We start from the raw sequence: 20,453 nt of genomic DNA, 5'->3' as shown, positions 1-20,453 counted from the left end.
CCCAAGTCGTCCAGTCCACCACCACAGTGAACCGAACAGCGCCAGTCACGGCGCTACGCGCCATGCCTGGCGCACAACGCAAAAGCCCGTCCATCTGGACGGGTGGTCGGCAACAACATAGATTGACACAAGCCCCCTTGAAAACACTGAGAAAAACCAAGGGCTTAGTCGCCAACTTCGGTAACATAGTTTGACACAAGGCTATGGCCGCATCGAATAAATTACCGACCTTGGAACAACATAGATTGACAATATCAGCCTACCCTCATCCCTGAGTTCCGCCTATAAATGGTGAGAGGCAACTACCGGAGCGGGGTAGCAGAACCGCAGCTCTTAACTACCAGTCCACCAGTTTCAGGACAAATCGGACGTCCAAAATAGGATTTTATAATCGCTCTATAATTAACTATAAACCCCTATAAAGCTCGTGCTAGAGCAGTCAATCCACCTAGCCCGCTAGGCTGGCAAAAGCCGTACTGAAGCGCGACTGCATTCGAGAAGGCGCTCTTGCGATCGCCCTCATGCGAAGAGCTGGGAACAAACGTCTGTAATGATATCAGGCAGCACCTTCCGCAATTCCAAGCGCCCAACAACTTCGCGGCATTCAGCAGCAACTGCATGGCCTTCAAAGGGGAAGTCTGGCCCTTTGCTCACGGAGCCCCGGTAAAAATTATCGACGACTACGTTTGCATCGACATGTGGGCCGCCTCTATGGGCTTCCTGGCTTGGCTCCAGTTCCCAAGGATTCAAGGATTCAAGGCCAGGTAGCGAACGCGCGAGCGATTAAGTTCGAGGGCCTATTTCAGGACGTCATTGACCAAACCCGCTGGGGCGGCCAGCCCACCCGAGCTCTCCGCCAGAAAACACTGGATGTTTGTGGCCGAGCTTTGACCGACATCGACGCTATCGGCGCATTCAATAGCACCCTTCTTCCGGTTTCTCCTACAAGAGCATCCCATACGCGCGCGAGTATGACCAAGGCGCCCACAACGCTATTCGTAATGCTGCTTCAACGGTGGATAGAGGCGTTGATTACTGGTCAGGCATCATCGATCAGCTTAACGCGCAGAGGGCAGGAGACAATTTCGACTTTTCGAGCTTCCCACAGATTATAGGTGTGGTCTTTACGCCTACTGTGATCTACACGAGCCATTCTAGGTTACTTGAGAAGTCTGTCGGCAGATTGCGCTGGTCGAGCTCTCTGGATGAGCCACTCGAATTCCTAACAACGTCGCCCGTACCGGATACAGACGAGTAGGTTTGCGAGTTGCAAAAGATGGCTAGCAAAATCTAGGAGCTGGTGCTAACAAGCTAGAACGGCCCATGACATAGATCTGTGGGCGAAATAATAAAGATTCTTCACGGATTACCGGGGAAGTCATTCTTGATCTTCATAAAGAAGAATTCGCTGTCCCGGTAGCCGTAAGCCATCCGTTTGATGACCTTTATCCGGTTGTTAATCCCTTCTAGCTGACCCGTGTGCATGGGCCAGCGCACTCGGCTCAGGATGCCGCGCCAGTAGCCCCTCAGTCGTTTTGCAAATTGCTTCAGTGCCGGTATCTCGCTTTCTCCAGCCAAGCGCAGCCATTGCTTCCAGGCTGATCGCCAGCTCCAGGCAGTGGTGGGCGACCAGAGCGTTTTAAGTTCGGCTTTCATCAGGTAAACCGTCATCAGCGACTGGTTAGCGGCCAGTAGGTCCTGCAGGCGTACTTGCTGCTCTTCGCGTTTGAGGTTCTCTGGATTGCGCAGCAACAGCCACCGCGCTTGCTTGATGACCTTACGTGCAGGCTTGTCATGACGCAGACGGTTGGCTTCATCCACTCGCACTCGATCAATCACTTCCCGACCGTACTTGGCGACCACATGAAACAGGTCATAGACCACCCGCGCCTGCGGGCAATGTTGGCGCACCTCTAGGTCAAACGCGGTGTTCATGTCCATCGCCACTGCTTCTATCCGAGCGCAGCCTTCCGGCCCCAGCTCTTCAAAGAACGGCCTGATGGCAGCTCGACTGCGTCCTTCGCCAATCCACAGTACCCGTCGGGTATCGGCATCCAGCACAACGCTGGCGTAGCGATGCCCTTTGAACAAGGCGAACTCATCCATCACCAAGCGCTTCGGCTGAGCTTTCGGTAGCTTCTCCAAGGCGGCTTGTAATGCTCGTCGCTCCAGCAAACGCACGCTATCCAGTGCAAGCCGAACAGCTCAGCGACGTGCAGTGTGGGCAACCGCCGGCAAGCCTGAGTCACCGCTTCGGCCAGCCGTCTGGTCATCCGCGAATAGCGGTCAAGCCAGCTAACTGACTCCATTCGCTTACCGCATGCGCCACATTCGACGCGTCGCAGCTCCACATTCAATCGTACCGAGCGGCCAAGAATGGGCAAGTCACGGATCGAGCGCTGACAGTATTCATGGATGGTGGTGCTGGGCTGATGGCAGCCGCTGCAGGTAGGAAATCTGCGGGGATTGGGGATCAGATCGATCAACAGCGCTTCGCCGTCAGGTCTGATGCCAATGACAGAAAAGCCCTCCCAAAAGGGCAGGAACGTATTAACATCGTGCACAAGAACGCCGGTTTGTAGATGTGTTTGCTCGCACGAACATCATCCATCAAACCGGCGTTCTTGTTTCTATCTTTCCCGGGATTCCGTGAAGAACCATAATAAAGGCGGCCATGAGCCGCCTTCGAAAACCAAGTTTCGTCACCGGTAATAGGGCCGGGAGAGGAAGCTCTTGGGCTGCAGACGTAGGATATCAGCCCTCAGCTTCAGTCGCCCCAAACCCGCTCAACGGCGATCCCGATGACCGGCGTGAAGTGTCCGCTGCGCTACCCAGTGAAAACTGAGCTGAATACAGATCCCATCACGCCGATCGGCAGAGTCTCCGACTGTTCTTCTATCCTCCCAGCCAACACCACATCATCCTTCTTGGGAAAGTGGCGCAATAGAAATCGCGCTTGGTCGCGCACGCTTTCGGGCAGTTCTTTGTTCCGGCTCAGTTCGACGAGAAACTCGCGAGTCTGTACCACTGAGCGAGATCGCTCGCTGGGCATCGTCATCGCTACCTCCTGAACCTAGGAATACCCTGTCGAGCATAGACAGGGATGTTTAACCGTCGATTGCTCTGACGGCTTCCGGACAAAACTACCGATGCCAGGCGTCTCCTACTCCTCGCCTGTTTTCGGCAATACGCCTGCGCGACTGCGCCAGCCAAAGGCGCAGGGGCAAGGCTGCAGATCGGAGGCTCTCGCCTCGCAGGAAAACGTCGTCTGGTCACGGGTCATGAACACTCCTTGTGGTGGACATTATCCACCTTAAGTCAGTGTCCACTAACTCCGGGACAGACCATGTTCCATGGACTGCTCAGATGAATAGCCGCTCCAGAAGCATCCTAGAACTCTGATTTGGCTCCAGCGGAGACGTGATATGGCCACGGGACTCTGTGCGTCTACACTACATTTCTTCCTTTTCCTCTTTCCGATACGCCCAGCGATAGAGCGCAGGTAACACTAGCAAGGTCAACGCAGTAGACGAAAGAATGCCGCCGATGACAACAGTCGCTAAAGGACGTTGTACTTCAGCGCCGGTTCCGGTGGCTAAGGCCATTGGCACGAAGCCAAGCGAAGCTACCAAGGCCGTCATCAATACCGGACGTAGGCGCTGCAGGGCCCCTTCGGTAACCGCTTGCTGCAATCCCATTCCCTCTTCGCGTAGGTTACGAATGAACGAAATCATCACCAGGCCATTAAGTACCGCTACCCCAGACAGAGCAATAAAGCCCACCCCGGCGGAGATCGAGAGCGGTATGTCACGCAGCCACAGCGCCATCACCCCACCGGTCAACGCAAAAGGAATACCGGTAAACACCAGCAAGCCATCACGTACGTTGTTGAACATCATGAACAGCAGCATGAACACCAGCAGCAGGGCGACCGGCACCACCACTTGCAGGCGTTTGGCTGCCGATTGCAGCTGCTCGAACTGTCCGCCCCAGGTCGTCCAATAACCGGCTGGCAGCTTCACATCGCTGCGGATCCTCTCCTCCGCTTCTTGCACAAAGGAGCCGATGTCACGCCCTCGCACGTTGGCACTCACCACAACCAGGCGCTTGCCATTCTCGCGGCTGACCTGGTTTGGCCCTGGCGCCAGTTGCAGACTGGCCACTTCGGAGAGCGCGATAAAGCCGACGCTGGTGGCTGCCCCCGTTGCTGGAACGGGTATCAGCAGTCGCGAAAGCCCCTCGATATCGGTACGCAGGTTCTCCGGTAGACGTACTACCAGATCGAAACGGCGATCCCCCTCGAACAGCGTTCCCGCCCGGCGCCCACCAACAGCCACGGCGACAGTTTCCTGAATGTCACCGACATTCAGACCATAGCGAGCCGCCTTGTCTCGGTCGATGGCCACGGTCAGCACCGGAAGACCCGTTGTCTGCTCGGCCTTCACCTCGGACGCCCCATCAATACCGCCTAGGGTTTCGGCCACTTCGGCTGCCGTGCTATTGAGAACGTCCATATCGTCGCCGAATATCTTCACCGCGACATCGCTGCGCACACCCGATATCAATTCGTTGAAACGCAACTGAATAGGCTGCGACAGCTCGTAGTTACTGCCCGGAACCAACTCGGCAGCGGCCTGCAGCTCGGCGATCAGAGCATCACGCGACTTTTTCGGATCGGGCCATTGATCGCGCGGTTTGAGCATCACGTAGCTGTCAGAAATGTTCGGCGGCATCGGGTCGGAGGCGATTTCCGCCGTACCGGTACGCGCGAATACTCGCTCCACTTCCGGCACCTTGGCCAGAATGGTCTCCTCCAGGCGCATCTGCATCTCCACCGACTGCGTCAGGCTGGTACCCGGTACACGCAGCGCCTGCAGCGCGAAGTCCCCCTCACTGAGGCTAGGCACGAACTCGCTGCCCATACGTGATGCCAGCAGACCGGAGAACAGAACCAGCGCCACGGCCGCACTGAAGGCCAACGTACGCCGTCGCATGACCCAGGCCAGCACTGGCTCGTAGGTGCGCCGGGCAACACGCATCAGCGCGTTTTCCTCTTCTTTCACCTTACCAGTGACGAATAGCGCGATAGCCGCCGGGACGAAGGTCACCGAAAGGATCATGGCCCCGAACAGGGCGGTCACCACGGTGAAGGCCATGGGGTGGAACATTTTGCCCTCGACCCCGGTCAGGGCGAAGATCGGCAGGTACACCACCATGATGATCAACTGACCGAAAATCAGCGCACGACGCGCTTCCTTGGATGCCGCGAAGACCTCATGCAGACGCTCACTACGGGTCAGCTCGCGGCCAAGCTTGTGCTGCGCATGAGCCAGACGGCGAATAGCGTTCTCGACGATGACCACGGCACCATCGACGATGATGCCGAAGTCGAGTGCCCCCAGACTCATCAAGTTGGCGCTGACCTTGTTGCTGAACATGCCGGTGAAGGTGAACAGCATCGACAGCGGAATGACCATGGCTGTGATCAGCGCCGCACGGATGTTACCGAGGAACAGGAAGAGGATGACGATGACCAGGATAGCCCCTTCGATCAGGTTCTTCTTGACCGTGGCGATGGCCTTGTCCACCAGATTGGTGCGGTCATAGACGGTCACCGCAACCACCCCTTCAGGCAGCGAACGGTTGATCTCCTCCAGACGTGCGGCCACGGCCTGCGACACACTGCGGCTGTTCTCGCCGATCAGCATAAACACTGTTCCCAGCACGACCTCGCGACCATTCTCGGTCGCAGCACCAGAACGTAGTTCACGGCCCAACATCACCTGCGCCACATGACTAACCCGAATGGGCGTGCCGGCCACATTGGCCACGACGATATTGGCGATGTCGTCCAGCGTGCTCAGTTGCCCAGGTGCCCGAATCAGTAGTTGCTCGCCATTGCGCTCGATATAGCCAGCACCGACGTTGGCATTGTTGCGCTCCAGCGCCAGCAGCAGGTCACCCAGCGTCAGCTTGTAGGCAGCCAGGCGTTTGGGATCTGGAGCGACCTGGAACTCCTTGGCGAAGCCACCAATGGTGTTGATTTCGGCAACGCCAGGCACCGTGCGCAACTGCGGTTTGATGATCCAGTCCTGGATCACCCGCAGATCGGTTGGTGTGTAAGGCGTACCGTCCTCCTTGAGTGCCCCCTCCTCGGCCTCGACCGTCCATAGAAAGATTTCACCCAGGCCGGTGGAAATCGGCCCCATGGAGGCCTCGACACCCTCGGGCAATTGCTCCTTGGCGCTTTGCAGTCGCTCGTTGACCAACTGGCGGGCGAAATACAGATCCGTGCCATCCTCAAAAATCACGGTAACCTGCGATAGCCCCGAGCGTGACAGCGAGCGGGTCTGTTTCAAATGCGGCAGGCCGGCCATGGCCGTTTCGATCGGGAAAGTGATGCGCTGCTCGGTTTCCAGCGGCGAAAAGCCCTCGGCAGCGGTACTGATCTGTACCTGGACGTTGGTGATGTCGGGAACGGCGTCGATCGGCAGCTTCTGATAGCTGGCCACGCCCACACCGGCCATCGCCAAAACGGCCAACAGCACCAGAAAACGCTGTTCTATGGCGAATTGAATGATGCGCTCAAACATGAAAAGTACTCGTCGGTGAGGATCAGTGCGCGTGTTCGGCGCTGCCTTTGCCCAGTTCGGACTTGAGGATGAAACTGCCTGTGGCAGCTACACGTTCGCCTGACTTCAGGCCTTCGCGTACCTCGACGAAGCCATCGCTGCGGGTGCCCAATGTCACCGGACGCACTTCGAAGCCTTCAGCGGTACGCACGAAGACACTGGTCTTGTCCTCGACATCCTGAATCGATGAAGCCGGCACCACGGCCCCGGCCTCATGGCTTTCAGTCGCCAAGGCAACCGAGACGAACAGGCCGGGACGCCAAATGCCGTCGGCGTTATCCAGGTCGATGCGGCCTGTCGCCGTCCGCGTCTGCTCACCCAGCAGGCGGCTGATGTAAGCCACCTTACCCGTAGCTTCGCGCCCCAACTCTGGCGCACTGACACGTACTGACTGCCCGACTTTCACCTGTTCCAGATCACGCGGGGAAACGCTGAAGGTGACCCAGACGCGACTCAGGTCAGCCACCGTGAAGGCATTGCTGGCCTCACTGACGACTTCGCCAGGTACCAGGTGCTTCTCCACCACCACACCGGAAAAAGGTGCACGCAGGTTGTAACGGCTGCCATCGCCAGCCTCGCCCTGAGGGCTGATCGTCTTGCCCTTCTGTCGGGCATTGGCCAGAGCGATCTCGGCCTCCTGCAGCGTTTGCCGGGCCTGGAGATAATCCTGCTCGGCCGAAATACCGTCCTTCCACAATTGGCGTTCACGCTCGAAGGTCGTGCGGGCCAGCTCAACGCGTCGAGCGGCAGCCGCCATTTCACTGCGCAACTCGGAAACCTGCTGACTGACGATAGTCGCCAGGCCATCCCCAGCAGCCACCTTCTGCCCCAGCCCGACCAGCACGCGCTCGACCACGCCAGCGCTGGGCGGCACGACATGAGCCGTGCGCTCCTCGTCGAAATTCACCTCGCCAGGTAGAGAGATGTATGTGCTCATGGCTCGCGCTTGTACGTCGACGAGCTCAATGCCCGCAGCGGCTATTTGCGCCTTGCTCAGCACCAGCCCCCCCTCTTCGGCATGCCCCCCCGCGGACTCACCGTGATCATCGCCAGCCTCGCCATGATCAGCGTCGGCATGTTCGTCCTCGACCTCACCGACCTGCCTAACCTTGACTGCATCAACGCTGTCGTTACTGGCAAGCATGTGCCCAATTTCTGCGGCATAGCGCCCGCCGTTGTAGAACAACGCACCACCGACGAACCCCAAGGTCAGGGCCGCCGCGACGGCAACACCAAGTTTCTTCTGCATGAACAACCCCAAAAGATGATCAGTAACCGGCATCGCGCCGATCGTCGTGACAGGAAATCAGTAGCTATCCGCTTGGGCAGACAGATCGCCGTAGATGCGCTCCAGGCGAACCCAGGCATCGAGTGCTTCGCCGAGTGCCTGCAGGTAACGGGAGCGAACGTCGATCAATGTGCGCTGGGCATCGAGCACATCGATAAAACCGAACTTGCCCATCTGGAATCCACGCGTCGTGTTTTCCAACGCTGTGTCCGCGGACGCGAGCAAGCCACCTTCGAAGCCGCTAATCGCTCCCTGCGCCGTTCGCCACTGCTGATAGGCCTGCTGCACCTCACTGCGCAGGCGTAACTCGGCAGCATTTCGCAAGTCACGCGCCTGATCAGCCCGCCGCGAGGCAGCCAGAACATTGCCCTGATTGCGATCGAACAGAGGCAGAGGCATGGACAAACCAACAAGGTTGACGCGCTCACGATCCGCACTGCTGTATTGGCTGCCGAGGCTGACCGTCAGATCTGGAATCCGTCGACTCTTCTCGACCTCGATCCCGGCCTCCTGCCGGTCGATCTCGACCCTGGCAAGACGCATCTGCGGAACTTTGTCCAGACGGCTCAGAAGTGCGACTTCAGAGGGTATTGCGGGCATATCGGTAACATCGCCACTAAGGCTAGGCTCACCATTGGTCGATGAGGCCCCAATCAAGGCCAGCAACTGATTCATGGCATTGATGTGCTGATCGCGAGCCCGTGCGGCCTCCAGGCGAACCTCTTCGTACTGCAGCCGGGCACGCGATGCCTCCAGGGCAGAGGCCTTGCCCGCCTTGACGCGCGCATCGACGACCGCCACGCCGCGCTCGCTCAGGCGCTGTGACTGCTCAGCCAACTCTTGGCGCATCTTCGCCAACAAGGCTCCTTGGAAAGCACCTACCACCTCGGCACGCAGCTCATTGCGCAGTTGTTCCTGACCGATCGCAGCACTGTCGATACCGCGTTCGGCCATTTCTATACGGGCGCCGCGCTTGCCGCCCAGCTCGATAGGCTGGCTGATCTGTACCGTCGTGGTTCTCGTAGCACTGCGGGTGTCCTCAACCTCCCAAGACAACTCCGGATTGGGAATCACACCGGCTTGGCGACGCTCACCTTCTGCGATGCCGACATTGCGATCACCCGCCATCAACGACGGGTTGGTCTGCAATACTTGCCCCCATGCGTCGCCCAGGGTGATCGGCGTTGATGCCACGGCCTGGCTCACGATGAATGAGCAGGCAACAGCGAGGCAAAGTGCCTCAGCAATTCTCGAATAACGCCTCGACAAGGGCTTTTCCTCCACACCTGGATAAATTCGGAGACATGCATGAAACCTCCGAAAACTTTATTCGGTGCAGAATTTAGGGAGCCTCACCTATCGTCGAGGTGACTGCAAAATTACAATTACGTAATGCCCAGCCACGCCATATAACGCTGTATTAACATGCCGCGAATGCAACAATCATTCGAGTCATAAAGTTACAACTGGACATATAAAAAGCATCATAAAAGCAACCAGCGGCGTACACGGACGGGGCTGTAGCCCTCTAAATCAGGGGCCTCCCGCTTGACCCTGTAGTTACTACAGGGATCATCATCCGCCACGCAAATGCCGATCGCCCCCCAAGTCCAACAATCATCGCGACTCGATAAAAATTTCTCTCCCCCACCAAGGTCAACTACTACATGCGAATCCTGATTGTTGAGGACGAGCTTAAAACTGCCGAATATCTCCACCAGGGACTTACCGAGAGCGGCTATGTCGTCGATATTGCCACCAATGGTGTCGACGGCTTGCACATGGCGGCCCAGGCGTCCTACGAATTGATCATCCTTGATGTCGACTTACCAGAGATCGATGGCTGGGGCGTACTGGCCAGCATTCGCCGTAATAGTCGCACCCCTGTGATGATGCTGACGGCACGCGGGCGCCTGGCCGACAAGCTCAAAGGCTTCGACTCCGGTGCCGACGACTATCTGGTGAAGCCATTCGAGTTCCCCGAGCTTCTGGCCAGAGTTCGCTCGCTGCTACGAAGAGGTGAACAGGTCAGCGCGCCAGACGTGCTCAAGGTCGACGACCTTGAGCTGGATCCAGCCCGCCACCGCGCCTATCGCAACGGCCAACGAATCGATCTGACCACCAAGGAGTTCGCTCTGCTGCACCTGCTGATGCGACGCAGCGGCGAAGTACTCTCGCGCACCCAGATCATCTCGCTGGTCTGGGACATGAACTTCGACTGTGATACCAACGTCGTCGAAGTTTCCATCCGCCGCTTGCGCGCCAAGATCGACGACCCTTTCGAGAACAAACTGATCCACACCTTGCGCGGCGTCGGCTATGTACTGGAGGCTCGTCAATGAGGCCTGCCAGACTCTCAAGCCAACTCAGCCTGTCGGTCGCAATACTGGGCCTGATACTGGTTGCACTGCTGAGTGCGCTGGCTTATTTCTCGCTAAGCCGGCAGCTCGACTACATTGCAGAGCAAAGCCTCGAGGACAAGCTTCAGCAAATCCGCCATGGCATGAGAGAAATCAACACTCGCCCGGAAGTCGGTGACCAGGCCCACAACATCAGAGATTTGATCAAAGGCCACGACAGCCTCTCGCTCGCTCTTTATGACGACAGCTCGTATCCCAAGGAAATCATGAGCGTGGGCCAGACACAGGAGGCCCTACCTTCCTTTATAGAAAACGCCAGCGAGACCATCGCCTTCGAACATTGGCGAGATGCGCAGGACAAGCAGCTCTTGACCGCCTCGCAGCTTATTCTGCGTAAGGACGGATCACGAATACGCGCCGTCCTTACACTGGAGCGCTCCGCTGACCAAGCACTGCTACATGCCTATGTCGAATCCACCTTGATTGCCCTGCCCTTCGTACTGGCTCTGATCGCGGCCGGAGCCTGGTGGATCGCTCATCGCGGCCTGAGCTCCCTGAATCAGTTCCGCAAGGTTGCAGAACTCGTCTCGACCCAGGATCTGAGCCATCGCCTGCCACTGGATAACCTACCGCAGGAGCTTCGCGAATTGGCTAACAGCATCAACTTCATGCTTCATCGCCTGGACGGTGGCGTACAACAGCTTTCGCAATTCTCTGACGACCTGGCACATGAATTACGCTCCCCCATCACCAATCTGATCGGTAAAGCGCAGGTGACGCTCTCACGGGAACGCCCGCCAGAGGAATACAAACTGGTGCTGGAGAACTGCACTGAGGAGCTCGGCCGGGTCACACGGATCGTATCGGACATGCTGTTTCTCGCCCACGTCAGCCATCCGGCAGCACTTATCCCCTTCGAGGCAATTGCACTGCACGAAGAGGCAGAGAAAGTAGTGGAGCTTTTCAGACTCACGGCCGAAGAAAAGGACATCAAACTCAACGTATCAGGGTACGCAACAATTAATGGCGATCGTTTGATGGTACAGAGAGCTATCTCTAACCTGCTATCCAACGCCATCCGCCATAGCCCGGAAGGCTCGAAAATCGATATTGACCTCATCACTAACGCGACGAACGCCACCCTGGCAGTGAGCAACCCAGGTGCAGGCATTCCTCCCGAGCACCTACCCAAACTGTTCGAGCGTTTCTATCGCGTGGATCGTGGACGGTCACGTGCTGATGGCGGCACCGGGCTGGGCCTGGCCATCGTGCGTTCGATCATGAGCCTGCACTATGGCCACGTGGGCGTGAGCAGCATCGCAGATCAGACCACAGTTTTTACGCTGTACTTCCCTTTACCAAAGCCCTTGATCGAGCAGGCCCGCCAAAGCGCAACGGAAAAGACTGCTTAATCGAATTGCGCCAGGGATGGCGCCCCCTTTTTGCCCCATCTACGTCGAATACAAGCCCCTCACCAGACGACACATTTTCTCAGTTTCAGCCGCCCACTTCGTCCCCTACAGACATTCACCTCATGGTAGATGGTGTGGTTCTCCTTGCTCAGACGCCGACTCGCCATCTTTCACACCGAGGGAGACCGCTGCTGCCAGGCATAGAAACCGTTGCTTAATACCCACAGCAGCCGGCACATCAGTGCTACGGGATAGAGACCGACCAATGCCTCGACAGCGCTAAACTTGACTCCGTGGGCTGTGAGGAGATGGCGAGCGTCTTTAGAGCATCGCATTACTGTTGACCTGAGCCAGCCGCTGGCGCAGCTTCACACTTTCACCACTCACACTGCTGTTCGTTCTAGCACTTCCACTTGCCCAACAGACTTTCAGCGATACCAAGCGTCTCTCGAACATATGACGAAGCGTCGTGCCAGTAAGCACTGCTCTACCGTCTCTCTTTTGAATTATTCGGAAAACGTCGCCTGGTATGGATCATGGACACTTATTACGGCAGACACTATCCACTATCAATCAGTGCCCACTCAACTTGGGATAGAGCAAACTCAAGTGGAGAGATATCGCGCCCACAAGACTAAGCAGTTCCAACCCAATTCTTTGACGAACAAAAAAAGCGCCCCCAAAGGGGCGCCAAGGAACCATCTCTCACCAAAGGAGCGGGAGCTACCAAGAGATGGACTGGAGAGAGCGAGCAGGACGGCTTGCGCTAGTTCACGCGCTCAGTCGTCTTGCTCACCCTGAGCACTTGGGGACGACTTCTGCTGCTCAACGGCTTTGTCACCATGAATGCGCTGCTGATTCTCACGGAATTGCTTGACGGCATTGAGCGAGCGCTCCGAACCATCCTCTGCAGAGGCAACCATACTGGCCGCCCCCAGAAACACGATAAGCAGAAACTGGGAAAAAACTTTCATATGCACCTCGGACTGACTGAGCAAACGTGGAAACGAACGCTTTGAAGACAGTCCCATGTTATGCATCGGCACCTAACATGAGCATGAGGTTCAAATTACAATCCTGTCAGACAGGGGCGGCGATGCCGCCCCTGAATGTCGTTACAGCACCTGAAGCGGATACTCGACGATCACACGCACTTCATCGAGGTCGCTTTCGTAAGCAGTAGCGCGAGTGGTCATCTGACGCACGCGCACGGACAGATCCTTCAGAGAACCCTCGAGGAATACGTATTTGACCTCAAAGTCGCGTTCCCAGCGCTTCTGATCGGTCAGCGGGTTACCAGTTGTATCATCCCTGCGCATGTACGTGCTGTTAGCGTTGGAGTAGTCCGCATCACTCCCCCGCGCGTAACGCGCCATGAAGCTCAGCCCTGGCACACCAAAGTCAGCCATGTCCAGATCGTAGCGCACCATCCAGGAGCGTTCCTTGGGCGAGTTGAAGTCGCTGTACTGAAGGGAGTTGTCGAGGAAGATCGAGTCGGACTGACGCAGGTAGTCAAAGTCGTCATCGCCGTTGTTACGCTGGTGAGAGAGCGCTACACGGTGAGCGCCGTACTTGACACCGATGCTACCGCTATAGATGTTGTTACTGAAATCACCCAGCTGCTTCTTACCTTCGTCGGTGGCGTTGTAGTAATTCAGACCACCAAACAACGACAGGTCCTCGGAAAGTGGGTAAGTCCACCACATGCCAGCGTAGTACTGATCCCAGGCATCCTTCAAACGGCTGCTGTAAAGGCTGAAGCCCAGGTTGTCGTTGAGCTCGTAGTCACCACCAAAGTAGCCGACCCAGGGAGAGTCCACCTGCCCAGCATAGAAGGTCGCGAAATCACCGCGTGAAGTGCTCTCCTGCGGTTGGCTCATGGCATGTAGACGACCGCCTTGCAGGGTCAGGCCCTCTATGCTTTCGTTGACGACCGTCACACCTTTGAAGCTCTGCGGCAGCAGACGAGAGTCCCCGTAGTGCACGACAGGTGTCGTTGGGAATACGTCACCGGCCTTGACGACCGTATCAGCGAAGCGCGCCTTTACCGCGGCCCCCACTTTCGAGTACGAGTCCTCGGCACGATCATCGCTGTCCACCGGGAACATGTTGACACTACCACCGGGGCCATATCGTCCATCACCGGTATCAAGCTTCAAGCCCAGTCCGGCATAAGCGTCGATGCCGAAACCAACGGTTCCCTGAGTGAAACCGGACTCGAAGTTAGCCATGATGCCGTGCGCCCATGCCTCGGTGTAGCTGCTGCGCTCACCGTTGGGCAGTACTCTAGCTTCGCCCTTACGGAAATCACGGTTGAAATAGAAGTTTCGGTTGAGAATATTCAGGCTGCTTCCTTCGATGAAGCCTTCGGATGCCTGAGGCTCGGATGCCTGAGCCATCGCGCTTGCACCGAATGCCAACGCGGAGATGATCGCCATGGTTAGAGGACTTTTTTTCATGCATTGCTCCTGATGCTTACCGGCAGTATTGGGATTGTCATAGGCCGATTTCTTCTTGTGGATTTGGCCCTTCTATCCTTGCAACCTCCAGATAACTCGAAGATGAGCGCCGCATTACAATTTCGTAATCAAAGAACCTCTTCATTTCCAGACTGTCACGAAGCCATCAATCTAGATGATGGCAAGCCGCTCTAACGGCAGTATCAGCACCTCATGCTGACGTACTCTGGAAGCATCATTATGAAAATTGGTGAACTCGCTAGGCGAACAGGCTGCCCAGTGGAAACCATTCGCTACTACGAGCGCCAGGGGTTACTACCCAGCCCCTCGCGCAATAACAGTAACTATCGTTTATATAGTCAGCTGCACTTCGAGCGCCTGACATTCATCCGCAATTGTCGTGCACTCGATATGACATTGGAAGAAATAGGTCGCTTATTGGCAATGCATGATCGGCCGCATGCGAGTTGCGTACTCATTAGTACATTGGTGGAAGAACACATCGCTCATGTCGAGGCACGCATTCAGAATTTGCAGGCACTGCATGCGCAGTTGCGCGAATTGCTCGGGCGCTGCAAGGGAGGAAGTGAAAAAATGGCATACTGTGGCATCGTACTCCAGTTGAGCAGCCACGGTAGCGGTTCGTCTTTATCAACCGCTGAAAAAAACGAATTGAAGTGAATCATGTTGCCCCTTCTGCACAGAACAGAAGAGGCAACTTTCCATGGTTTAAAGCAGTGGCAAGCTGTACGTCACATAAAGCCGATTCTCATCGACGTCTGCCCCAACATTGCCACGCAGACTGGCATTGCGCAGAGAGAAGCCAAGTCCCTTCAGTGATCCTTCCTGCAGAACGTAATCGAGGCGCAGGTCACGCTCCCATTCGTTACGCTCACCCTGTGCGCTGTCGACGTTATCACCCGACAAATACATCACCGAGGCTTTTAGCCCCGAGATACCCAGCTTGCCAAAATCATAGGCATAGCCGGCCAACCAAGTGCGCTCGCCAGCACTGAGGAATTTACCACCACGACCGATCTGCCGATCGGTGATCAGGTAACTGGTTGCCCCGTCGCCAGCATTCAGGTACGGGAAGGCGCTATCGCCGGACACCTGCTGATAACCCGCGCTCAGCTCATGACCGCTATGGCTGTAGGTGAACAAGGCACTCCAGGTACGGTTATCTACCTCACCACGCTTGCTGTCACCGACCGTCCAGTAACCGTTGCTGCGATAGCCCTCAGCCCGGCCGCTCTCACTGCTGTTCTTGCCATCGGAGGTGCTGTAGAAGTAACGCAGGTCGGTCTTGAGATTGCCACCGCCCAGTGCGTAGTTGTGGATCAATCCCAGGAAATGTTGCTTGTAGAAATCTTCCAGATTGCCGAAGTAATACTGAGCGGTGAGATCCTTGGTGACCTTGTAGTCGCCACCCGCGAAATAGAACGTATTGACGAACTGTCCAGTGGTTGCATTGTTGGATCCGGCGATGGACAAGCCACGTGAGTCAGTCGAGCTCCGACCTTTTGCGTGCTCCAACTGACCGGCTGTCAAGGTCAGCCCTTCGATCTCGTTGGAGACGATCTGACCACCCTAGAACAACTGCGGCAACAGGCGACCATCGTTGAAAGTCACCACCGGCAACTTCGGCTGCAGAGTGCCTAGGCGCAACTCGGTCTTGGAAAGACGCGCCTTGGCCGTTACACCGGCCTTGCTATAGTCACTGACCGCAGAACCATCGCTATCCAGCGGGAACAGGGCGCCAGGGTTACGATCAATACCTGCCTTGCCTGACCGGCCACCGCTATCGAGGCGCACCCCCAGCAGTCCAATGGCATCAACCCCCAGGCCGACCGTCCCTTCGGTGAAGCCAGACTGATAGTTGAGGATGAATCCCTGCCCCCACTCCTGAGTAGATGGAATGTCGCGATCACGCACATCCTCATTGAAGTAGAGGTTGCGCATATCGAGCGTCGCCTTGCTGTCTCCGAGAAAATCGGCGGAAGCAGCCTGACTGAGTGCAACCGCCGTAATGGCCAGTGCCAGGGTGGATCGTTTCATGCTTTATGCTCCAATTGTTATGGGTGAGGCATCGTTGTTTTTGTAACCATGTCGCCTGGTTCGACATGTAGCTTCACTCACCGTCATTAGGCAGAAACCACTGCCGCCGCTCCTCGAACGCAGCCTGGATCAACGCCACCAGCCCAACGACGTCCTCGCGCTGCGCGGACAATGGTGCGCAGGACAGCCAGATCGATTGCCTCATGGGCTGCGTGAAGAGGGTGGGTAGCGATTGCAGGTTCGCATCGAGATGAGTGATGTAGTTCGGCATCAGACCAACGCAGGCGGCATGCTTGACCAGTTCCATCGCCCACTGCTGAGAATGCACTCGCGTCACTGCGCTGCGCCTTGAGTCCACCAGAGCATTCCACGGTGAGAACAGGGCCGATGTCGGGATATCGGCCTGCTGAACCAGCATGTAGTCATTCAGATCTTCGAGGCTGGCGGGGAGGCGCCGCTCACGCGCATAGCGCTTGGCTATGCACGCCTGAAAGTCGATGCAGGCCAGACGCTGCGGTCGCGTCATGGCGAAACCTGGGTCGGGTCGAGTCTGATTCGGATCGGCCAACCAGATCATGACCTCACTCTGCATTAACGGGCCACGTTCCTGGCGGATCAGTTCCAGGTGCACACCAGCATCCCTACGCAGAAAGGCCACCAGATGCCGTCCCAGAATATCGTTGAGCACCCTGTCGGGTAACGCCAAACGAAGCTTGGGTTTTTCAAGCAACGCGGCCTCTGGCCGCAAATCTTGATACTGGGCAGCCAGCTCTGCCTGCAAAGAACGACCGCGTACCGTTAGAGCAAGGGCGCGCTCCTGATACACGAAGAGCGCCTCTCCAACAGTTTTCTCGAGCCGCTGCAACTGCCTGCGTAGCACCATGGGAGGCAGGTTCAGACTGCGAGCAGCCTGCTTAAAACTGGCACAGCGCGCAGTCGTCAGGAAGCTTCTGGCCACCTGCCGTTCGACCTCAGCCACGGCAGCCCCCATAAGCGCCGTCCGGTATTCGATTCGATGTGTGACCCAGAAGCATCATGTAAGGCAGATGAGAAGTGATTGCGTGCAAGCAAGCCTACTCACCACCACCTATCACCAGCCTTGCTGGAAAATTACTTATCTGTAATGCGGGAACGTGACCCTCACCGAGCACTCAAACTTCGGCTGGTCTAGCTGGATCGCCCTTACCTTCGGCGTAGGGGTCATCACAGCCTGCGGTTTCACCAAACGGTAATTGAAGTGAAACCACCCACGGACGATTACCGAAAAGCCCCAACACCCGCCAACTCTGGGCTGGCAGAACCAGCCTACACCCCGCAATCAAAACGTCACAAAACAGACCAATAACCGTCACCCGAACTGCAAAGCATCGCGTCGCCAACACCCAGCACTCGGCGATAAGGAGCCATGCATGTTGATCAAAAGCACCCAACTCTCCCCACTAGCACTCGGCATTCTGCTAAGCCTGCCGGCCTTCTCGGTAATGGCCGGCACGGTCACCACCGATGGTGCTGACATCGTTATCAAGACCAAAGGTGGCCTGGAGGTCGCGACGACCGACAAGGCATTCAGCTTCAAGATCGGTGGGCGTCTACAGGCCGACTATGCGATGTTCGACGACTACTACACCCGTAATGGCAACGCTGCCGATGCGGCATACTTCCGTCGCGCCTATCTGGAATTGGGTGGCACTGCTTACAAAGACTGGAAGTACCAGGTCAACTATGACCTGTCACGAAACACCGGTAACGACAGCGCAGGTTATTTCGATGAAGCCAGCGTGACCTACACTGGTTTCAGCCCCCTGAACATCAAGCTCGGGCGTTTCTACACCGACTTCGGCTTGGAAAAGGCTACCAGTTCCAAATGGACGACAGCCCTGGAACGCAACCTTTCATACGACCTGGCCGAATGGACAAATGACAACTCGGGCATGGGCGTACAGGCCAGCAGCGTACTCGCTGACAGCGTGTTCCTGTCAGGCAGCGTTTTCAGCGAGAACAATAACGATACCGACGGCGACAGCGTCAAACGCTACAACGCTCGCGGCGTTTTTGCGCCGTTGAACCAACCGGGTAACGTTCTGCATGTAGGCCTGCAGTACGCCTATCGCGACCTCAGTGGCAGTGCAGTGGATACTCGCATTCGCTCGCGTATGGGGATGCGCGGCGTCGATACCAACGGTGGCAACAGTGCCGGCGCCAACGGCAACCGTGCGCTGTTCGGTGGTAGCGCGGCCACTGCCGACCTCTGGGAAGACGATGCCGTTTGGGGCGTAGAAGGTGCATGGGCACTGAATGCCTTTTCGATTCAGGGCGAATACCTTAGCCGCACACTCAAGGCCGATCAGGCTAGCAGCGATATAGACGCCAAGGGCTACTATGTGCAGATGGCCTATACGCTCACAGGTGAGCCGCGCCTCTATAAACTCGATGGAGCCAAGTTCGACACCATCAAACCTGCCAACAAACAGTTAGGCGCATGGGAGTTATTCTACCGATTCGACTCGATCAACATAGAAGATGACAACGTGACCAGTAGTAGCCCGACGCGGCAAGTCGGCGATGCAAGCGGCAAGGCTCACACCTTGGGTGTCAACTGGTACGCCAACGACGCGGTAAAGATCAGTGCCAACTACATCAAGGCCAGTACCGACAGGGTCAGTAACTCGGTCGGTGATGATAGCGGCGACGGCGTCGTCATGCGCTTGCAGTACGCATTCTGAGTCAGTCGCTGGCAGGTGCCCTCACCTGCCAGCCCCTTTCGCGATTGTAATGTTGGCGCAATGCCTGGGTAAGGGACGAATCGCTAATGTTTGCTAAACACTAGCCAACGGGCCTACTCATGAAACTGCTCAAACGCCTCCTTCCGATCGCTCTTCTGCTGGCTGCTGGCAGCACTTACGCACAGTCCTTTCCAGAGGACAAGGTCAGGCAGATCGAACAGAAGAGTATCGAGATCGCTCAGAAATACGCAGAGCGCACCGGAAAGCCGGTGCCTGAAATTCAGGACTATCGCTACAGCATGAAACTGAATGTTGCCAAGGTCATCTACCAAAGCCCGAAAATTGAGTACTGCGGTGTGATACCTCAGATCATGGTTTTTGAAGACACAAGCGAAGAATTGCGAAGTATTCGCTACCGGGGTCTCGGCGAGTGCCGTAATCAGCGCTAACGATATTGGTCTGTCTCGGAACTGGTGGACAGGTAGTTAAGAGCTACTGCTCGCATTTCGCCGCTCAAACTCCATCGGACTGAGATACCTGGCCGCGGTGCTGGATCTGCATACACGGCGGGTGATCGGCTGGGCGTTCTCGGCCAAGCCAGATGCTGACCTTGTGATCAAGGCGCTGGACATGGCCTACGAGCAGCGCGGCAAGCCACAGCAGGTGCTGTTTCATTCGGATCAGGGCAGCCAGTACGCCAGTCGCCTGTTCCGGCAACGACTCTGGCGCTACCGGATGCAGCAGAGCATGAGCCGCCGGGGGAATTGTTGGGACAATTCGCCAATGGAGCGCCTGTTCCGCAGCCTGAAGTCGAAGTGGATCCCGTCGACGGGCTACCTGGCGGCGCAGGAGGCGCAACGGGACATCAGTCATTACCTTATGCACCGCTACAACTGGATCAGGTCGCATCAGTACAACGGCGGGCTACCGCCCGCCGTGGCCGAAGAAAAACTCAACCTACTGTCCGGGATGGGTTGACCACTACAAGATGATCACTCGGCAGTGCATTGAAGATATCGTAGACGGCGCGATTAAGTCCGGTTACCAGGCAGTTGCCGGGAATGAACCGCAGTATGGTGTGACATACCCCATCCTAATTGTGTTGGATCCTGCGATCCTCACACCGCCGATTGAAGTTTAAATCTGCTCGATACACTTGTACCTTTCGTAAGGTGATATCAGGTCGCCTTGGGCCGTGATTTCCAGAAGAGCGCCCTGAAAGGCTGTAGCCGCTGACCTATCTACACGACTCCGCCATGCTCAATAGCATGCAGCACTCGCTTGGCACTTTGATATCCAGCCGCAGTCCGACTCATACTCCTAGGGGTTGCTCCCCCCAAAGCGATGTTAGGCCGATCCATCCAGTCAAAGGCCTGCTTGTGGTCTACAAACACCTCTTGGGCTAGTCGTTCAAGCATGGCGTCTACCATTGCCTCGCTGGACTCTCTCATCGTCCCCCCTATTGAGATGGGTTTGCCTCCTAACCTCACCAACTGAGCCTTAATTGTGTTGCCGCTGACC

General features: G+C 56.7%; 14 protein-coding genes and 3 pseudogenes. 7 read left to right on the top strand and 10 right to left on the bottom strand.

Annotated features, from left to right (window positions below; all coding sequences use genetic code 11):
* Positions 1–194, top strand: a 194-nt coding sequence (locus N5J71_RS20795; RefSeq protein ID WP_279917571.1) for a hypothetical protein, incomplete at its 5' end; no start/stop codon positions are given.
* A 1,165-nt stretch (positions 195–1,359) separates the two neighbouring features.
* On the opposite strand, the pseudogene N5J71_RS20790 reads toward N5J71_RS20795, so the two are convergent.
* The 5 genes and pseudogenes from N5J71_RS20790 to N5J71_RS20770 form a co-directional block, all read right to left on the bottom strand.
* A pseudogene (locus tag N5J71_RS20790) lies at positions 1,360–2,564 on the bottom strand (ISL3 family transposase).
* 263 nt (positions 2,565–2,827) lie between these two features.
* A complete protein-coding gene (locus tag N5J71_RS20785) occupies positions 2,828–3,058 on the bottom strand; it encodes a BPSL0761 family protein (RefSeq protein ID WP_206407767.1) in 231 nt (76 codons plus the stop codon).
* Positions 3,059–3,452: 394 nt separating this feature from the next.
* Positions 3,453–6,593, bottom strand: coding sequence for a CusA/CzcA family heavy metal efflux RND transporter (locus N5J71_RS20780; protein WP_279917569.1), 3,141 nt, complete (start codon positions 6,591–6,593; stop codon positions 3,453–3,455).
* A 22-nt stretch (positions 6,594–6,615) separates the two neighbouring features.
* Complete coding sequence (locus N5J71_RS20775) at positions 6,616–7,881, bottom strand: efflux RND transporter periplasmic adaptor subunit (RefSeq protein ID WP_279917568.1); 1,266 nt, start codon at positions 7,879–7,881, stop codon at positions 6,616–6,618.
* 57 nt (positions 7,882–7,938) lie between these two features.
* Positions 7,939–9,189 (bottom strand): TolC family protein, encoded by a 1,251-nt coding sequence (locus N5J71_RS20770; RefSeq protein ID WP_092380255.1) that lies wholly within the window; start codon positions 9,187–9,189, stop codon positions 7,939–7,941.
* A 398-nt stretch (positions 9,190–9,587) separates the two neighbouring features.
* Here N5J71_RS20770 and N5J71_RS20765 point away from each other — a divergent pair, with 398 nt between their 5' ends.
* Both N5J71_RS20765 and N5J71_RS20760 read left to right on the top strand, forming a co-directional pair.
* Complete coding sequence (locus N5J71_RS20765; RefSeq protein ID WP_003464910.1) at positions 9,588–10,262, top strand: heavy metal response regulator transcription factor; 675 nt, start codon at positions 9,588–9,590, stop codon at positions 10,260–10,262.
* Complete coding sequence (locus tag N5J71_RS20760) at positions 10,259–11,692, top strand: heavy metal sensor histidine kinase (RefSeq protein WP_279917564.1); 1,434 nt, start codon at positions 10,259–10,261, stop codon at positions 11,690–11,692. The genes N5J71_RS20765 and N5J71_RS20760 overlap by 4 nt, the downstream gene beginning before the upstream one ends.
* A gap of 779 nt (positions 11,693–12,471) precedes the next feature.
* Here the strand turns inward: N5J71_RS20760 and N5J71_RS20755 are convergent.
* Together N5J71_RS20755 and N5J71_RS20750 are read right to left on the bottom strand one after the other, a co-directional pair.
* Positions 12,472–12,666: a hypothetical protein gene (locus N5J71_RS20755; protein WP_197676122.1), complete on the bottom strand. Its 195-nt coding sequence runs from the start codon at positions 12,664–12,666 to the stop codon at positions 12,472–12,474.
* 141 nt (positions 12,667–12,807) lie between these two features.
* A complete protein-coding gene (locus N5J71_RS20750) occupies positions 12,808–14,151 on the bottom strand; it encodes an OprD family porin (protein WP_092380244.1) in 1,344 nt (447 codons plus the stop codon).
* 240 nt (positions 14,152–14,391) lie between these two features.
* Between N5J71_RS20750 and cadR the strand changes: the two genes are divergently transcribed.
* Positions 14,392–14,832 (top strand): Cd(II)/Pb(II)-responsive transcriptional regulator, encoded by a 441-nt coding sequence (cadR, locus tag N5J71_RS20745; protein ID WP_279917562.1) that lies wholly within the window; start codon positions 14,392–14,394, stop codon positions 14,830–14,832.
* A gap of 48 nt (positions 14,833–14,880) precedes the next feature.
* Here cadR and N5J71_RS20740 read toward each other — a convergent pair.
* Together N5J71_RS20740 and N5J71_RS20735 are read right to left on the bottom strand one after the other, a co-directional pair.
* Positions 14,881–16,209, bottom strand: a pseudogene (locus N5J71_RS20740) (OprD family porin).
* Between the two features lie 73 nt (positions 16,210–16,282).
* Positions 16,283–17,188, bottom strand: coding sequence for a LysR family transcriptional regulator (locus tag N5J71_RS20735; protein ID WP_231976564.1), 906 nt, complete (start codon positions 17,186–17,188; stop codon positions 16,283–16,285).
* 502 nt (positions 17,189–17,690) lie between these two features.
* Between N5J71_RS20735 and N5J71_RS20730 the strand changes: the two genes are divergently transcribed.
* The 3 genes and pseudogenes from N5J71_RS20730 to N5J71_RS20720 form a co-directional block, all read left to right on the top strand.
* The gene (locus N5J71_RS20730) at positions 17,691–18,932 is read left to right on the top strand and encodes an OprO/OprP family phosphate-selective porin (RefSeq protein ID WP_424960906.1); all 1,242 of its coding nucleotides are present in this window, start codon (positions 17,691–17,693) and stop codon (positions 18,930–18,932) included.
* A gap of 119 nt (positions 18,933–19,051) precedes the next feature.
* Entirely contained in the window at positions 19,052–19,381 is a 330-nt protein-coding gene (locus N5J71_RS20725; protein WP_279534091.1) for a DUF2790 domain-containing protein, read from the top strand.
* Positions 19,382–19,466: 85 nt separating this feature from the next.
* A pseudogene (locus tag N5J71_RS20720) lies at positions 19,467–19,910 on the top strand (IS3 family transposase); the annotation flags it as partial.
* A gap of 263 nt (positions 19,911–20,173) precedes the next feature.
* Here the strand turns inward: N5J71_RS20720 and N5J71_RS22595 are convergent.
* Positions 20,174–20,350: an antitoxin Xre/MbcA/ParS toxin-binding domain-containing protein gene (locus N5J71_RS22595; protein ID WP_157761643.1), complete on the bottom strand. Its 177-nt coding sequence runs from the start codon at positions 20,348–20,350 to the stop codon at positions 20,174–20,176.
* Positions 20,351–20,453: the final 103 nt, after the last annotated feature.

Source organism: Ectopseudomonas oleovorans, assembly GCF_029845265.1.
Taxonomy (GTDB): Bacteria; Pseudomonadota; Gammaproteobacteria; order Pseudomonadales; family Pseudomonadaceae; genus Aquipseudomonas; species Aquipseudomonas oleovorans.
Note: the sequence above shows the minus strand (reverse complement) of the source record. Positions and strands in the feature narration are given on the sequence as shown.